Annotated in this window: 13 protein-coding genes and 1 riboswitch; of the genes, 11 read left to right on the top strand and 2 right to left on the bottom strand. The window is 70.8% G+C overall.

What is annotated here, in order from left to right; all coding sequences use genetic code 11:
• The 3 genes from H9640_RS16860 to H9640_RS16850 all read left to right on the top strand — a co-directional run bounded on the left by H9640_RS16860 (position 1) and on the right by H9640_RS16850 (position 2,834).
• Positions 1-1,116 carry an LLM class flavin-dependent oxidoreductase gene (locus H9640_RS16860; RefSeq protein ID WP_191791934.1) on the top strand — a complete coding sequence of 372 codons (1,116 nt, stop codon included), beginning with the start codon at positions 1-3 and terminating at the stop codon, positions 1,114-1,116.
• A 43-nt stretch (positions 1,117-1,159) separates the two neighbouring features.
• Positions 1,160-2,257 (top strand): LLM class flavin-dependent oxidoreductase, encoded by a 1,098-nt coding sequence (locus tag H9640_RS16855; protein WP_191791933.1) that lies wholly within the window; start codon positions 1,160-1,162, stop codon positions 2,255-2,257.
• Positions 2,258-2,417: 160 nt separating this feature from the next.
• Complete coding sequence (locus tag H9640_RS16850) at positions 2,418-2,834, top strand: hypothetical protein (RefSeq protein WP_225227382.1); 417 nt, start codon at positions 2,418-2,420, stop codon at positions 2,832-2,834.
• 71 nt (positions 2,835-2,905) lie between these two features.
• On the opposite strand, the gene H9640_RS16845 is transcribed toward H9640_RS16850, so the two are convergent.
• The gene (locus H9640_RS16845) at positions 2,906-3,472 is read right to left on the bottom strand and encodes a flavin reductase family protein (protein WP_191791932.1); all 567 of its coding nucleotides are present in this window, start codon (positions 3,470-3,472) and stop codon (positions 2,906-2,908) included.
• On the bottom strand, positions 3,469-4,122 hold the full coding sequence (locus H9640_RS16840; RefSeq protein WP_191791931.1) for an NADPH-dependent FMN reductase: 654 nt from the start codon (positions 4,120-4,122) through the stop codon (positions 3,469-3,471). Before H9640_RS16840 ends, H9640_RS16845 begins: the two co-directional genes overlap by 4 nt.
• A gap of 20 nt (positions 4,123-4,142) precedes the next feature.
• Positions 4,143-4,252: riboswitch (SAM riboswitch) on the bottom strand.
• Positions 4,253-4,515: 263 nt separating this feature from the next.
• Between H9640_RS16840 and gdhA the strand changes: the two genes are divergently transcribed.
• The 8 genes from gdhA (at position 4,516) to H9640_RS16800 (ending at position 14,558) form a co-directional block, all read left to right on the top strand.
• On the top strand, positions 4,516-5,853 hold the full coding sequence (gdhA, locus tag H9640_RS16835) for an NADP-specific glutamate dehydrogenase (RefSeq protein ID WP_191791930.1): 1,338 nt from the start codon (positions 4,516-4,518) through the stop codon (positions 5,851-5,853).
• A gap of 225 nt (positions 5,854-6,078) precedes the next feature.
• Positions 6,079-6,837 carry a copper homeostasis protein CutC gene (locus H9640_RS16830; RefSeq protein WP_191791929.1) on the top strand — a complete coding sequence of 253 codons (759 nt, stop codon included), beginning with the start codon at positions 6,079-6,081 and terminating at the stop codon, positions 6,835-6,837.
• Positions 6,838-7,152: 315 nt separating this feature from the next.
• Positions 7,153-8,835 carry an ABC transporter substrate-binding protein gene (locus tag H9640_RS16825; protein WP_191791928.1) on the top strand — a complete coding sequence of 561 codons (1,683 nt, stop codon included), beginning with the start codon at positions 7,153-7,155 and terminating at the stop codon, positions 8,833-8,835.
• A gap of 46 nt (positions 8,836-8,881) precedes the next feature.
• Entirely contained in the window at positions 8,882-9,877 is a 996-nt protein-coding gene (locus tag H9640_RS16820) for an ABC transporter permease (RefSeq protein WP_191791927.1), read from the top strand.
• A complete protein-coding gene (locus H9640_RS16815) occupies positions 9,870-11,012 on the top strand; it encodes an ABC transporter permease (protein WP_191791926.1) in 1,143 nt (380 codons plus the stop codon). Before H9640_RS16820 ends, H9640_RS16815 begins: the two co-directional genes overlap by 8 nt.
• Positions 11,009-11,926, top strand: coding sequence for an ABC transporter ATP-binding protein (locus H9640_RS16810; protein ID WP_191791925.1), 918 nt, complete (start codon positions 11,009-11,011; stop codon positions 11,924-11,926). The genes H9640_RS16815 and H9640_RS16810 overlap by 4 nt, the downstream gene beginning before the upstream one ends.
• Positions 11,926-12,813 carry an ABC transporter ATP-binding protein gene (locus H9640_RS16805; RefSeq protein ID WP_191791924.1) on the top strand — a complete coding sequence of 296 codons (888 nt, stop codon included), beginning with the start codon at positions 11,926-11,928 and terminating at the stop codon, positions 12,811-12,813. The genes H9640_RS16810 and H9640_RS16805 overlap by 1 nt, the downstream gene beginning before the upstream one ends.
• Positions 12,814-12,971: 158 nt before the next feature.
• The gene (locus H9640_RS16800) at positions 12,972-14,558 is read left to right on the top strand and encodes an RNB domain-containing ribonuclease (RefSeq protein ID WP_191791923.1); all 1,587 of its coding nucleotides are present in this window, start codon (positions 12,972-12,974) and stop codon (positions 14,556-14,558) included.
• Positions 14,559-14,587 lie beyond the last annotated feature (29 nt).

Below are 14,587 nucleotides of genomic sequence, written 5' to 3'. Positions count from 1 at the left end.
ATGCCCGTCGAGTTCCTCGGCATCGCCACCACGAGCGACGCCTCCGAGACCACCGCCCGTACGACCGCCCCCTTCGACAAGCAGTACCTCGAGCGCCTCGTGCGCGCGCACGAGGACAACGGGTGGACCCGCGTCCTGTTCGCCTACGGGTCGAGCGGCCCTGAGCCGTCGGCGCTCGCGGCCTGGACCGCGGCCCGCCTCGACACGGTCGAGCTGCTGCTCGCGCACCGCCCCAACGTCTCCTACCCGACGTTCGCGGCCAAGTCGTTCGCGACGCTCGACCAGCTCTCCGAGGGGCGGCTGTCCGTCCACTTCATCACGGGCGGCAACGACCACGAGCAGGGGCGCGAGGGCGACACGCTGACCAAGGACGAGCGCTACGCCCGCACCCAGGAGTACATCCAGATCGTCAAGAGGGCGTGGTCGAGCGCCGAGCCGTTCGACCACCACGGGACGTTCTACGACTTCGACGACTTCGTGCTGGACGCCAAGCCGTTCGAGGGACGCACGCCAACGATCTCGTTCGGCGGGTCCTCCGACGCGGCGTTCAAGGTCGGTGCGGCCGAGGCCGACATCTACGCGGTGTGGGGCGAGCCGCTCGACCGCACGGCCGAGCAGATCCAGCGGGTCCACGCGGAGGCCGCTGCCGCCGGGCGCTCCACGCCCCCGCGGATCCACGCCGCGTTCCGCCCGATCCTCGGCGCGACCGAGGAGCTGGCCTGGGAGAAGGCCCACCGCGTGCTCGACCGGATCGAGGAGCGCAAGGCCGCGGCCGGGGGCGTGCCGAGCCGTCGCCACCCGATCGACAAGCCGGAGAACGCGGGCTCGCAGCGCCTCCTGGAGATCGCGGCCCAGGGCGACCGGTTCGACACGGCCCTGTGGACCGCGACGGCCAGGGCCACGGGGGGAGCGGGCAACTCGAACGCGCTCGTCGGGACGCCCGAGACCGTCGCGCAGGCGCTGCTCGCGTACTACGACCTGGGAGTCCGCATCATCTCGGCTCGTGGCTACGACCTGCTCGACGACGCGACCGACTTCGGTCGCTACGTCATCCCGATCGTGCGCGAGGAGGTCGCCAAGCGCGACGCCGAGGCGGCGTCGACCCAGGCGGCCTGAGCACTCCCTCGGCACCACCACCCACCCCCACCAAGGAGCTTCCGTGCGTTTCCAGGTCCTCGACATCGTCTTCAACCCGCCCCACCCCGTCACGGGCGAGGCCGTGCCCGCGGCCGACCGGCTCGAACGCGTCGTCGAGACCGCGGTCCTGGCGGAGGAGCTCGGCCTCGACGCGTTCGCGGTCGGCGAGCGGCACGCTGGGGACGTGCTGTCCTCGTCGCCGACGGTGATCCTCGGGGCGATCGCCGCCCGGACGTCGCGCATCCTGCTGAGCACGGGCGTGACGGTGCTGTCCCTGCTCGACCCGATCCGGGTCGCCGAGGACTACGCGACGATCGACCAGCTCAGCCGGGGCCGGTTCGAGATGGTCATCGGCAAGGGCAACGAGGCCCTCCAGTACCCGCTGCTGGGTCTCGACCTCGCCAAGCAGTACGAGTACCTCGAGGAGAACTACGAGCTGCTCCGGCTGCTCCTGAGCGGCGAGGAGGTCGACTGGGAGGGACGTCACCGCCCCGACCTGCAAGGCGCCACGACCCTGCCGCGCCCGTACGACGGTGCGTTCCGGATCTGGCACGGGTCCGCGACCTCGCGGTTCGCTGTCGAGCTCGCCGCGAGGTGGGGCGACCCGATCGTGAGCGCCAACGCGCTCCAGCCCCGCGAGAGCTACCAGGTACTGATCGACCACTACCGCGAGCAGTACGCGGCCGCAGGGCACGACCCGGCGTACGGGTTCGTCGGGTCGGGGTCCGGCGGGCTGTTCCTCGCGGACACGACCGAGCAGGCGATCGAGGAGTTCCGCCCCATCTACGAGGGCGCCGTCGCGCGCGCAGACCTGCGCAAGCACGACCCGTCCGCGGTCGGCAAGGTCACGAGCTTCCGGACCATCGAGGAGGCCGTCGAGCGCGGCCCCGCCCTCGTCGGCTCTCCCGAGCGCGTGGCCGAGAAGATCCTCGACTACCACCAGAGCTACGGGCACGACCTCCAGTCGGTCTCGATCAACCACCTCCTGGAGCCCGCCCGGCAGGACGACGTGCTGCGCCGGTTCGCGGAGGAGGTCGTGCCGCTGGTCAGGGCCGAGGTCAAGACCGACCTCTGGGGGCCCGCCGACGCCCGCCGGGCCAAGGGGTTCACGGCACGGTAGGCCTGGCTGGGGAGCGGGCGAGGGACGCCCGGCAGAGGCCGACCGCGGGCCGGCCGGGCACGACCGGCACCCTGGCGGAGCGTTCCCGCTCGGCCTAGGCTGGAAGTGTCCGGCAGGCCCTCGCGTGCGCCGGGCACGGGCACGGAAGAAGGCTCCGACGATGTGGCTCCTCGTGGTCTCCGGAGCGGTGGGCGCGGCCCTGGTCGCCGCCATCGCCTGGTCCACGATGCGCGTCGGCCGGTCTTCCACCGATGCCCTCCCGCCACCCGGACCGCACCGGACCACCCTGCGCGAGCGGCGCCGTCGGGCTCCCGATCCTCTCGTCGCGCTCGCTCTCCAGATCCGCCTCGGGCGGCTCGCCGACGAGCTGCGCGCGGTCGAGGCCGACCCGGACGTCTACGCCCGCGCCCACCACTACCTCGCCGCGCAGGGCGCGTACGACGCGCTGCTGCGCGAGGCGTGCCGGCTCAGCGGCCTCGACGTCGTGGCCGACCCGCTGCGCGCGGGCCTGCGCAGCGACGAGGACGAGCGGCTGCGCGAGGAGCTCGAGCTCAGCGCGCGCGGGTGGACCTGGTAGCCAGGCGGCACGGGTGAGGGGCCCGACGGCGGCGCGCTCCGCCGTCGGGCCCCTCACCCAGATCGTGGGCCTCAGAGGGCCGAGTGGTCCCCGATCCGGTGGTAGGACCGGTCGTGGTAGACGAGCGGCGTGGCGTCCGCCCGGGTCCCCGACGCGAGCGCGCGCAGCGAGACCAGGTAGCTGTCGCCCACGGGCGTGCGCTGGATGATGCGGCCGCGCACCCAGGACAGCGCGCCGTCGATCACGGGCTCCCCGGACGCGAGAGGAGCCCACCCGCCGGCTGCGAAGCGGTCGATCCCGCTCGTCGCGAACCGCGCGGACACGTCGTCCTGGTCGGCGCTGAGGAAGTTGACCGTGACCGTGCGGGCCGCGGAGATCGCGGGCCACGACGACGACGTCGACGCGAGCGAGAACGCGAGCAGCGGCGGCGCGGCCGAGACCGAGATGACCGACGTCGCCGTGAAGCCCACGGGCCGGCCCTCGTGCTCGAGCGCGATCACCGCGACGCCCGCGGGGTGCTGCCGGAACACCGCCTTGTAGGCGTCGGCGCTGAGCTGCGGCTCGTCCTGCTCGTGGAGCAGGGCCTCGAGCCCGGCGAGGCGCGCGACGTCGGAGCGGGTCGTGGGTTCGGCGGTCATCGGGTCACCTCGGCGAGCTCGGGGGCGGTCGCGTGGGTGGTCTCCTGCCCGACGGCGTCGCCCGCCGCCCGCAGCAGGGGACCTCCCGCGTGGCCGAGCCAGGCGTCGACGGCGCTCGTGAGGTCGGCCTCGCCCAGCCGGGAGTCCAGGAGGGTCAGCGTGCGTGCGGGGACCGTCGCGCCGAGCTCGACGAGGAGCGGGCGCAGGTGCACCTCGCCCGCGAGAGCGTGCGCGGGGTTGCCCGACACCACGACCGGGACGGCCACGACGCTGGCCAGCCCGTCCGGGCCGTAGAGGTCGAGGAACGCCTTGAGGAGGCCGGTGTACGAGCCCTTGTAGACGGGCGTCGCGACGACCAGGACCGCGGCGCCCGCGGCGGTCTCCCGCGCGGCGTCGGCGCGCGGGTGCTCGGGGGCGAGGATCTCGGTCGCGATCTCGGCGAGGTCGATCGTGGCCTGGTCGGGCCCGTTCACGTCAGGCCCGTTCACGTCGGCCGCGGCCAGGCCCAGGTGGTCGGCGACCCGGGCCGCGACCGTCCGGGCGGCGGCCAGGGTCCGCGAACCGGGACGGGGGTTGCCGACCAGGGTGACCAGGGCCGGTCGCGGGTGGTCGGTCTGCGTGGGGCGGGGGGCTGCAGGGTGCTGGGTCATCGCTTCCTCACTGTCGTCGTGCTGCACGCTTGCCGCGTCGTGCCGGCGCGGCCGGGTCATCTCCCGGAGCACCCCGTCGTGAAGGGGTTGCTGACCAGCGAGCCGGGGCTTCGCGCTGGTGCTCGTGACCTCTGGACAGGGGTATAGACCCGTGGGGGGCTTTCTGCACCGATCCGGTCGAGAATTCTCACGGGGTGGACGGAGGTTTCGTGCTGCGTGCTCTGGCACGTCACACGGTGTCGACCGACGCAGGGAGACCGGACCGTTGCCCCGGGCACGAGCAACGTCCCAGGTCGTGAGCCCGGCGTCTCCCAGAGTGGGACGGGAGTACGGCGCTGTTTACGAGTACGTAACCTGGTGCGGTTCAAAGCCCGCCCTGCCGAGGAGCACTCCATGGATAGTCGTCTGCAGTCCGTCTTCGACGAGGTCCTCGCCCGCAACCCTGGTGAGGTCGAGTTCCACCAGGCGGTTCGCGAGGTCTTCGACTCGCTCGGGCCGGTGCTCCAGAAGAACCCCCAGTACGTCGACGCGGCCGTGCTCGAGCGCATCTGCGAGCCCGAGCGCCAGATCATCTTCCGCGTGCCGTGGGTCGACGACCAGAACCACGTCCAGATCAACCGCGGCTTCCGCGTCGAGTTCAACTCGGCCCTCGGCCCGTTCAAGGGCGGTCTGCGCTTCCACCCGTCGGTGTACCTGGGAATCGTCAAGTTCCTCGGGTTCGAGCAGATCTTCAAGAACTCCCTCACGGGCATGCCCATCGGCGGCGGCAAGGGCGGCTCTGACTTCGACCCGCGCGGCAAGTCCGACGGCGAGGTCATGCGCTTCTGCCAGTCCTTCATGACCGAGCTCTACCGCCACATCGGCGAGTACACCGACGTCCCCGCGGGGGACATCGGCGTGGGAGGCCGCGAGATCGGCTACCTGTTCGGCCAGTACAAGCGCATCACGAACCGCTACGAGTCCGGCGTCCTCACGGGCAAGGGCATCAGCTGGGGCGGGTCGCTCGTGCGGACCGAGGCCACGGGCTACGGCACGGTGTTCTTCGCGGACCACATGCTGCGTACCAAGGGCCAGAGCTTCGACGGCCAGCGCGTCGTCGTCTCCGGATCGGGGAACGTCGCGACCTACGCGATCCAGAAGGCCCAGCAGCTCGGTGCGAACGTCGTGTCCTTCTCCGACTCCTCGGGCTACGTGGTGGACGAGGCAGGCGTGGACGTCGACCTGCTCCGCCAGATCAAGGAGGTCGAGCGCGGGCGCGTGGCCGACTACGTCGAGCGCCGCCCCGGCGCGCGCCTCGTGACGGGCGGCAGCATCTGGGACGTCCCCGCGACGGTCGCGCTGCCGTGCGCCACCCAGAACGAGCTGACCGAGCAGGACGCCAAGCAGCTCGTCGCGAACGGCGTCCTCGCGGTCGCGGAGGGCGCCAACATGCCCACGACCCCGGGCGCCGTCGCGCTCCTGCAGGACGCCGGCGTGCTGTTCGCACCCGGCAAGGCCGCGAACGCCGGCGGCGTCGCGACCTCGGCCCTCGAGATGCAGCAGAACGCCTCGCGCGACGCGTGGACGTTCGAGTACACCGAGGAGCGCCTCGCGCACATCATGGCGGGCATCCACGCGCGCTGCGAGGAGACCGCCGACGAGTACGGGACGCCGGGCAACTACGTCCTGGGTGCGAACATCGCGGGCTTCACCAAGGTCGCCGACGCGATGATCTCGCTGGGCGTCATCTGACCGACCTGAGCCCTTGGGGCCCTACCGACCGACGGGAGCGTCGTCCTCCGTGCGCCTCACGGCGTGCGCAGGACGCCGCTCCCGTCGGCGTTCCGGGGGCTCGACGCCGTGGCGAGGGGAGCGGCCCCTGACGGCAGAGCGCGCGCGGTCCCGTCGGGTCTACGCTGACCGCTGACACCGGGTGCGCTGCGGCGTGCCGACCCCTGACCCAAGGAGCATCCCCACATGGCACGCGAGGTCGCCCTCGAGATCGCAGTCCAGGACACCGACGGCGTGCGGGTCGCGGCGGAGGTCGGCGCCCAGCGCGTCGAGCTGTGCGCGGCGCTCGGGGCGACGGGCGGGCTGACGCCGAGCATCGGGCTCGTCGAGGCGGCGGTCGCTGCGGCCCTCGAGGTGGCGGGGGACGCCGCGCCCGTCGAGGTGCACCCCCTGATCCGGCCGCGCCCGGGCGGCTTCGTGTTCACTGCGGCAGAGGTCGACGTGCAGGTGCGCGACGTGCGCGCGGCGGTGGTCGCGGGGGCGTCCGGGGTCGTGATCGGTGCGCTCACCGCCGACGGGCTCGTCGACTCCGACGCGGTGCGCGCTCTCGTCGAGGCGGCGGACGGGCGCGAGGTGACGTTCCACCGGGCGATCGACGTCGTCGAGGACGTGACGGCGGCGCTCGACCTCCTTGCGGGCCTGGGCGTCTCCCGCGTCCTGACCTCGGGCGGCGCTCCGAGCAGCATCGACGGGGTCGACCGGCTGCGGGAGATGGCGCGCCACTCCGCGGGGCGCGTGCAGGTCCAGGCGGGCGGTGGAGTGCGCCCGCAGGACGTCGCCGCGCTCGTCGACGCGGGGGTGGACGCGGTCCACCTCTCGGCCAAGCGCACGCTGTCCGACGACGGCGGCCCCGGCGGCGGGGGCGGGGCCGGCTACGAGGTCACCGACCCGGCTGTCGCCCGCGCGGCGCGGGACGCGGTCGACGAGGCTCTCGCGCGCCTCTAGGGCCACCACTCAGGAGGGCGCTGGGAGAGGTCGTCGTCGGAGCGTTCCCACGGCGGCCACCCGACCGACGAGCGTCCCCGCAGGACGGTTCCGTTGTGCACTGCGCACCGATCGTCGGTGGGGCGCCTCGGCTCGAATCCGCAGGATCTAGCGGTTCCGGGGTGCTCCGGAGTCGGCGAGATTTCATTTAGGTAACTTTCCTGTTGTATTGGTCGGAACCCCGTCCGGGATTCGTTAGTGTTCCTGCCACGAGCTCGCACGGTGGCGAGCGGCCGATCAGCGTGACGACGCGTTGACGACTCGAAAGGACCAATGATGATTCGAAGCGTGGCGCGCAAGCGCCTGCTCACGGCGGTTGCCCTGGTGACCGGTGTGACGATGTTCGCGGCCGGTTGCTCCAGCTCCGGGGGCGAGAAGAACGAGGGGGGCGGCGGCGAGAGCAGCCGTGTCCTGAACGTGTGGGCCGGGACGCAGACCCCCATGGTCGCGAACTTCAACCCCTACGCCCCGAACCCCCTGCACGTGACCAACGGCGGGATCTACGAGCCGCTCTTCTTCTACAACCGGGCAGAGGCCGGCGACCCGACGCCGCGCCTCGGCGAGTCCTACGAGTGGTCCGAGGACGGCACCGAGCTCACCATCAAGATCCGCGAGGGCGTCAAGTGGACCGACGGCGAGCCGTTCACGGTCGAGGACGTCATCTTCTCGTACACCAACGAGACCGCCAAGCGTGACTACCTCAGCGCGGCCGAGAAGGTCGACGACTCGACGGTCAAGCTGACGTTCAACGGCGCACAGTTCACGGCCGCCGTCCAGATCCTCGGCACGACGCTCATGGTGCCCGAGCACATCTACGAGGGCGTCGCCGACAAGATCACGTTCACGAACGACAAGCCGGTCGGCACCGGCCCCTACATCCTCGACACCATCTCGGACGCGACGTACACCGTCGTGGCCAACGAGGACTACTGGGGCGAGGCGCCCAAGCTCAAGAAGGTCCGCTACCTGGCCCTCGACAAGAACCAGAGCGCCCAGGACCTCCTGGCCACGGGCAAGATCGACTGGACGACGATGTTCGTCGCCGACCCGGAGCCCATCACGGGCAAGGGGCAGCTCTCCCTCCTCAACACCCCGCAGGACCCGACGACGATCATGTCCTGCATGAACGCCGCGCTCGGCTGCGTGGGCCCCCAGACGGACCTCGCGGTCCGTGAGGCGGTCAACCTGCTGATCGACCGTGGCGAGATCAACGACAAGGCGTTCTCGGGGCACGCAGCGGTGGCGTCGCCCTCGCTCGCGCTCGTCGGTCGCGACGACCGGTGGATCTCGCCGGACATCGAGAAGGAGAGCCCGCAGGAGGCCAACGTCGCGGAGGCCGACAAGGTCCTCACGGGCGCCGGCTACACCAAGGGTGCCGACGGCATCTACGAGAAGGACGGCCAGAAGCTCGTCGTCGAGCTCATCTCCGTCGAGGGCTGGAGCGACCACAACGCCGCGGGCGACCTGATCGCTCAGCAGGGGATCGACGCGGGCGTCCAGATCAACCACGTGAAGATCACGCAGCAGGAGATGTCCGACGCCCGGACCGCCGGCAACTACCAGATGATGATCAGCGGCATCACGGGCACCTCGCTCGACGACCCGTTCGCGATCTACCGCCAGTGGCTCACGACCGAGTACACGACGCCGGTGGGCGAGACGATCGAGGCCGGCCGCTTCAACTTCCCGCGCTACTCGAACCCGCTCGTCGACGACGCGGTGGCCGCAGCCGCCGCCACGAACGACGAAGAGGCCAAGAAGGAGGCGTACGCCACGGTCCAGAAGGAGATCGTCCGTGACCTCCCGTACATCGCGCTGGTCGTGAACCCGACCATGTCGTTCGTCAACACGAAGGACTACACGGGCTGGCCCGCCGAGGGTGACATGTACGCGTTCCCGCCGTCGTGGGCCACCATCAGCAACGGCGTCATCCTCTCGCAGCTCGAGTCCAACAGCTGATGTCGTACTGCCGAAGAGGAGCTCGGAGCCACGAGGAGTCCATCGCATGAGGTATTTCGCACGGCGGATCACGTTCTACGTGGTCACCCTCTGGGCCGCCGTCTCACTCAACTTCATTCTTCCCCGGGCCATACCCGGTGACCCGAAGCAGATCTACATCGATACGCTTCTGCGGAGGAATGGCGAACTGACTCCTGGGATGCTCAACAGCATCGATCTCCTCTTCGGCAGTGACGACGCATCGCTCTGGGACCAGTACCTCGCCTACTGGGGGAACCTCTTCAAGGGTGACTTCGGTACCTCGGTGGTCTACTTCCCGGCAACCGTCGACCAGCTGATCGGCGAGGCCCTCCCCTGGACGGTGGGCCTCGTCGGGCTGGCGACGATCATCGCCTTCCTCCTGGGCGTCGGTGGCGGCGCCTGGGTCGGGTGGAAGCGCGGGACCTGGGTCGACCACATCATCCCCGCGTCGACCTTCCTCCAGGCCGTGCCCTACTTCTGGCTCGCTCTGGTCTTGATCTCGGTCTTCTCGGTGTCGCTGGGCTGGTTCCCCATCGTCGGTGCCTACGACATCTTCATGTTCGACAACGGCCCCGAGTGGTCGTGGGAGTTCATCGGCAGCGTGATCTACCACGGCACCCTGCCCGCCATCACGATCGTCCTGTCCGCGATGGGCGGGTGGCTCCTCGGGATGCGCAACATGATGGTGTCCACCCTCGCCGAGGACTACGTCACCACGGCCGAGGCCAAGGGGCTGCGCCCCATGCGCGTCGCCACGACCTACGCGACCCGCAACGCGGTCCTGCCGTCGGTCACAGGGTTCGGCATCGCGCTGGGCTTCGTCGTCGCAGGGTCCGTGGTCATGGAGCAGGCGTTCAGCTACCCCGGGATCGGCAAGCTGCTCTTCACGGCGGTCCAGGCCAAGGACTACGCCCTCATGCAGGGAGCGTTCCTGGTGATCACCGTCGTGGTGCTTGCCGCGAACTTCCTCATGGACCTGATCAACGGCATCATCGACCCGAGGACGCGCAACAATGGCTGACGACATCCGTGACGCCGAGACCGTCACCCCGGCTGCCGACGCCGCCCCGGCCAGCTCGGTCGTGGTCGACGGACTTCCCGCCCGCAACGAGACGCGCGGGCTCGTGCCCGACGTCCCGATCGCGTCGCCGGAGTCGGTCGTCGCCGGCGAGCCCGTCCAGACCAGCGCCGCGCCCAAGCGAGGCCTGCGGGCCATGCTTCCTCGCCGCTCCGGCAAGCTCGTCGTCGGTCTCGTCCTGACGCTCGGCATCGTCCTCTTCTCGGTCCTGGCGCCGCTCTTCAGCCAGAGCCCGACCTCGACCAAGAACGCGCAGTACCTCCCGCCGAGCTCCGAGCACCTGCTCGGCACCAACAACATCGGCGTGGACATCTTCGCCCAGGTCGCTCACGGTGGCATGGGGTCCCTCACGGTCGGTCTGCTCGCAGGTGTCATCGCGATGGTCCTGTCCCTGGCGTTCGGCATCATCGCCGGCTACGTGGGCGGCTGGACCAACGAGATCCTCTCGTTCATCACGAACATCATGCTCGTGATCCCGGGGCTGCCGCTCATCATCGTGATCTCGGCCTACCTCGAGTCCCGCTCGCTCCTGCTCATCGCCCTGATCCTCGGTATCACGGGGTGGGCCGGAGCCGCGATCGTGCTCCGCGCCCAGGCCCGGTCGCTGCGCAGCCGTGACTACGTGTACGCAGCGAAGGTCGCGGGCGAGAAGGCGCCCCGGATCATCCTGGTCGAGATCCTGCCGAACCTGCTCCCGCTGCTCGCGGCGAACTTCCTGGGTGCCGTGATCCTCGCGATCCTCAGCGAGGCCGGGCTCTCCTACCTGGGCCTGGGCCCCTCGGGGTCGGTCACGTGGGGCACGATCCTCAACGAGGCCAGCACCCAGAACGCGATGGCCTACGGACGGTGGTGGTGGTTCGTGCCGCCGGGCCTGCTGATCGCGCTGTTCGGCTGCGGTCTCGCGCTGATCAACTTCAGCATCGACGAGATCATCAACCCCAAGCTCCGGACGGCCCCTGCGGCTGTGAAGAACGTCCGGCTCGCCCAGAAGAAGCGTGGGAAGCGCGGAGCAACCCCGTCGGCGAAGCGTCCGCCGGTCGAGGTCTCGGCCCGCCACGACGAGAAGGTGGAAGCATGAGCACGCCGACCCTGACCTCCAGGCCCGCCGGGAACGCCGGAGCCGCGGCCGACGCCGTCCCCGTCCTGACCGCAAAGAACGTCTCGATCGAGTACCAGGTCAGTCCCGTGGTCCGGGCCGTCAAGGACGTGTCACTGACGCTCCACCGTGGCGAGATCCTCGGCCTGGCCGGGGAGTCCGGGTGCGGCAAGACGACGCTGGCGTACGGCCTCAACCAGCTCCTCAAGCCACCCGCGCTCCGCACGAGCGGGGAGATCGTCCTGCACGACAAGGACGGTCACGACATCGACGTGGCAGCCCTGACGGGGGACGCGCTCCGCGCGTTCCGGTGGGACAAGGTCTCCATGGTCTTCCAGGGGGCGATGAACTCCCTGAACCCGGTCATCAGCATCAAGGCCCAGCTCTTCGACGTCCTCGACACCCACCGTCGGGGGATGTCCAAGAAGGAGAAGGTCGCTCGCAGTCGCGAGCTTCTCGAGCTGGTCGGCGTGGACCCGAACCGTCTGAACAGCTACGCCCACGAGCTCTCGGGCGGCATGCGTCAGCGCGTCATGATCGCGATGGCGCTCGCGCTGAACCCGCAGGTCATGATCATGGACGAGCCGACGACCGCCCTCGACGTGGTCGTCCAGCGCGGGATCCTCCGCGAGATCATGCGCCTGCGTGAGCAGTTCGGTTTCGCAGTCGTCTTCATCACGCACGACCTGCCCATGCTCCTGGAGATCAGCGACCGCATCGCGGTCATGCTCCAGGGCGAGATCGTCGAGCTGAACACCTCCGAGGAGATCTACCGCGCACCTGCGCACGAGTACACGCGCAAGCTGCTGGCATCGTTCCCCAGCCTGACGGGGGAGCGCGGGGCGTTCGTCCGGTCCGGCGAAGGCTCGGGAGACAACACGGGAGAGGTGGCCTGATGGGCACGCTCGAGGTCCGCAACGTGACCAAGGACTTCACGATCCGCAACGGGCTCAAGAGGTCGCGGCTCCGTGCCGTGAACGACGTCTCGTTCACGCTCGAGCCCGGCAAGACGATCGCGATCGTCGGGGAGTCCGGGTCGGGCAAGTCCACGGTCGCGCGCATGATCGCCAAGCTCGAGACGCCGACGTCGGGGCAGATCCTCATCGACGGCACGCCGAGCGCCCACCGCGGCCGGGCCCTGGCGACGTACCGGCACAACGTCCAGATGGTCTTCCAGGACCCCTTCGCGTCGCTCAACCCGTTCCACTCGATCCGCCACCACCTCGAGCGCCCGCTCCGGATCCACGGTCGGGCGAAGACGAACGCCGAGCTCGACGAGGCGGTCGAGGAGCTGCTCACGCGCGTCAACCTGACGCCTGCGGCGATCTTCGCCGAGAAGCGCCCGCACGAGATGTCGGGGGGCCAGCGGCAGCGCGTCGCGATCGCCAGGGCGCTCGCACCGGGGGCTCGCTTCCTCATCGCGGACGAGCCCGTGTCGATGCTCGACGTCTCGATCCGGCTCGGCGTCCTCAACCTGCTCGCGCGCCTCCAGCGCGAGGAGAACCTCGGGGTCCTGTACATCACGCACGACCTCGCGACAGCGCGCCACTTCTCCGACGAGATCATCGTCATGTTCCGTGGCAACATCGTGGAGCGGGGTCCGGCGGACGACGTCATCCTGAACCCGCAGCACGAGTACACCAAGCTCCTCCTGTCGGCTGCACCTGATCCTCGGAACCAGGGCAAGCTGCGAGACGAGGTGCGCAACGAGCTCGCATCCACGGCGACCGCCTCGGGGGAGGCCGCCGCGGTGCGTGACCGCTTCGGAACGGCCGGCCTCTAGGGCGGCTCCACCAGGCGGTGTCGGCGCGAGCAGGCGACCGACGCACGAGTGACGGCTCCGGGCCACGGCCCGGAGCCGTCACTCGTGTGCCGGGGCGGGCGGCGACTGAGGAGCCGCCGTGCCGCCCGACAGCGCCAGACACCCCCTAGAGTCGGGACGTGCCCTCCCGGAACCTGCGCGTCGCGCCCCCCACCGCCACCGTCCTGCCCGCGGTCGACCCCGTCCTGAGCGCGCTCGCCGCGCTGCGGGCCGAGATGGAGATCCCCGCAGAGTTCCCCCGGCCGGCCCTCGACGAGGCGGCTGAGGCCGCACGACGTGACGTCACGGACGGGCGCGCCGACCAGCGTGACGTGCCGTTCGTGACGATCGATCCGCCCGGGTCGATGGACCTCGACCAGGCGCTCCACCTCGAGAGCCGCCCCGGCGGCTACCTCGTGCGGTACGCGATCGCCGACCTCGCGGTCTTCGTGACCCCGGGCGGCGCCCTCGACGCCGAGGTGAACGAGCGGGGGATGACGCTCTACGGCCCCGACGAGCGCACTCCTCTGCATCCTGCGGTCCTGTCCGAGGCCGCCGCGAGCCTTCTGCCGGACGCGGACCGGGCCGCCGCTGTCTGGCACGTGGAGCTCGACGAGCGGGGCGAGATCACGTCCGCCCGGGTCGAGCGCGCCCTCGTGCGCAGCACCGCGCGGCTGACGTACGAGGAGGTTCAGGCGCGTCTCGACGCGGGGGAGGCGGGCGAGATGCTCGACCTGTTGCCCGAGATCGGGCTGCTGCGCGAGGCACGCGAGCGCGAGCGGGGTGGGGTGTCCCTCAACGTTCCTGAGCAGGACGTCGTGGCGCACGAGGACGGGACGTTCGGGCTCGAGTTCCGAGCAACCCTCCCGGTCGAGGGGTGGAACGCGCAGGTCTCGCTGCTGACCGGCATCGCCGCCGCGCGGATCATGCGGTCGGGCGGGGTGGGGATCTTCCGGACGCTCCCGGCGGCAGACCCGCGTGACCTGGCGCGCCTGCGCCGCACGGCGGGCGCGCTCGGCATCGACTGGCCTCAGGACCAGTCCTACGGTGAGCTGCTCGCCGCGCTCGACTCGGCGACGTCACGGCACGCGGCCTTCCTCAACGAGGCGACGTCGCTGTTCCGTGGCGCGTCGTACGTCCCGTTCGGTGGCACGGGACAGCCGGCGGGCGTGCCCGACGACGTCGCGCACGCCGCGATCGCCGCCGAGTACGCGCACGTGACCGCGCCGCTGCGGCGCCTGGTCGACCGCTACGGGACCGAGATCTGCCTGGCCCTGTGCGCGGGCGAGGACGTGCCGACCTGGGTGCGCGACGCCCTGCCGGGACTGCCGCGCACCATGGCCAGGACCGGCCAGCGTGCCGGGTCGTACGAGCGGGCGAGCGTGGACATCATCGAGGCGGCGCTCCTCACGGGGCGGGTCGGGGAGGTGCTCGACGCCGTGGTCGTCGACGTCGAGAACGACGAGGAGCGAGGCCGTCGTGCGGCCAAGGCTGCGGAGCGGGCGGCGAAGGAGACTGCGGCGGTCACGCCGGCGTCCGAGGCCACCCCCGTCAGTCCCGCACCGGCGTCCGACGACCGGCACCTCGTGCGGGGCCAGGTCGTGATCGCCGAGCCCGCGGTCCGGGCGAGCGTCGAGGGGGCCGACCTGCCGCTGGGCGACCCGGTGCGGGTCAGGGTGCGCGAGGCGTCGATCGAACGTCGTCGGGTCGACTTCGAGCTCGCCTGAGGGGTCGGGTCCGTCGAGTGCGTGAGGAT

It is taken from the genome of Oerskovia gallyi (assembly GCF_014836745.1).
Classification (GTDB): Bacteria; Actinomycetota; Actinomycetes; order Actinomycetales; family Cellulomonadaceae; genus Oerskovia; species Oerskovia paurometabola.
The sequence above is the reverse complement of the archived record's forward strand: the minus strand, read 5'-3'. Positions and strand labels throughout refer to the sequence as shown.

Excerpts from the sequence above, each read along its gene's own strand:
- H9640_RS16860 (WP_191791934.1), top strand. The coding sequence starts at position 1 with ATGCCCGTCGAGTTCCTCGGCATCGCCACCACGAGCGACGCCTCCGAG.
- H9640_RS16850 (WP_225227382.1), top strand. The coding sequence starts at position 2,418 with ATGTGGCTCCTCGTGGTCTCCGGAGCGGTGGGCGCGGCCCTGGTCGCC.
- H9640_RS16845 (WP_191791932.1), bottom strand. The coding sequence starts at position 3,472 with ATGACCGCCGAACCCACGACCCGCTCCGACGTCGCGCGCCTCGCCGGG.
- H9640_RS16840 (WP_191791931.1), bottom strand. The coding sequence starts at position 4,122 with ATGACCCAGCACCCTGCAGCCCCCCGCCCCACGCAGACCGACCACCCG.
- gdhA (WP_191791930.1), top strand. The coding sequence starts at position 4,516 with ATGGATAGTCGTCTGCAGTCCGTCTTCGACGAGGTCCTCGCCCGCAAC.
- H9640_RS16830 (WP_191791929.1), top strand. The coding sequence starts at position 6,079 with ATGGCACGCGAGGTCGCCCTCGAGATCGCAGTCCAGGACACCGACGGC.
- H9640_RS16825 (WP_191791928.1), top strand. The coding sequence starts at position 7,153 with ATGATTCGAAGCGTGGCGCGCAAGCGCCTGCTCACGGCGGTTGCCCTG.
- H9640_RS16820 (WP_191791927.1), top strand. The coding sequence starts at position 8,882 with ATGAGGTATTTCGCACGGCGGATCACGTTCTACGTGGTCACCCTCTGG.
- H9640_RS16815 (WP_191791926.1), top strand. The coding sequence starts at position 9,870 with ATGGCTGACGACATCCGTGACGCCGAGACCGTCACCCCGGCTGCCGAC.
- H9640_RS16810 (WP_191791925.1), top strand. The coding sequence starts at position 11,009 with ATGAGCACGCCGACCCTGACCTCCAGGCCCGCCGGGAACGCCGGAGCC.
- H9640_RS16805 (WP_191791924.1), top strand. The coding sequence starts at position 11,926 with ATGGGCACGCTCGAGGTCCGCAACGTGACCAAGGACTTCACGATCCGC.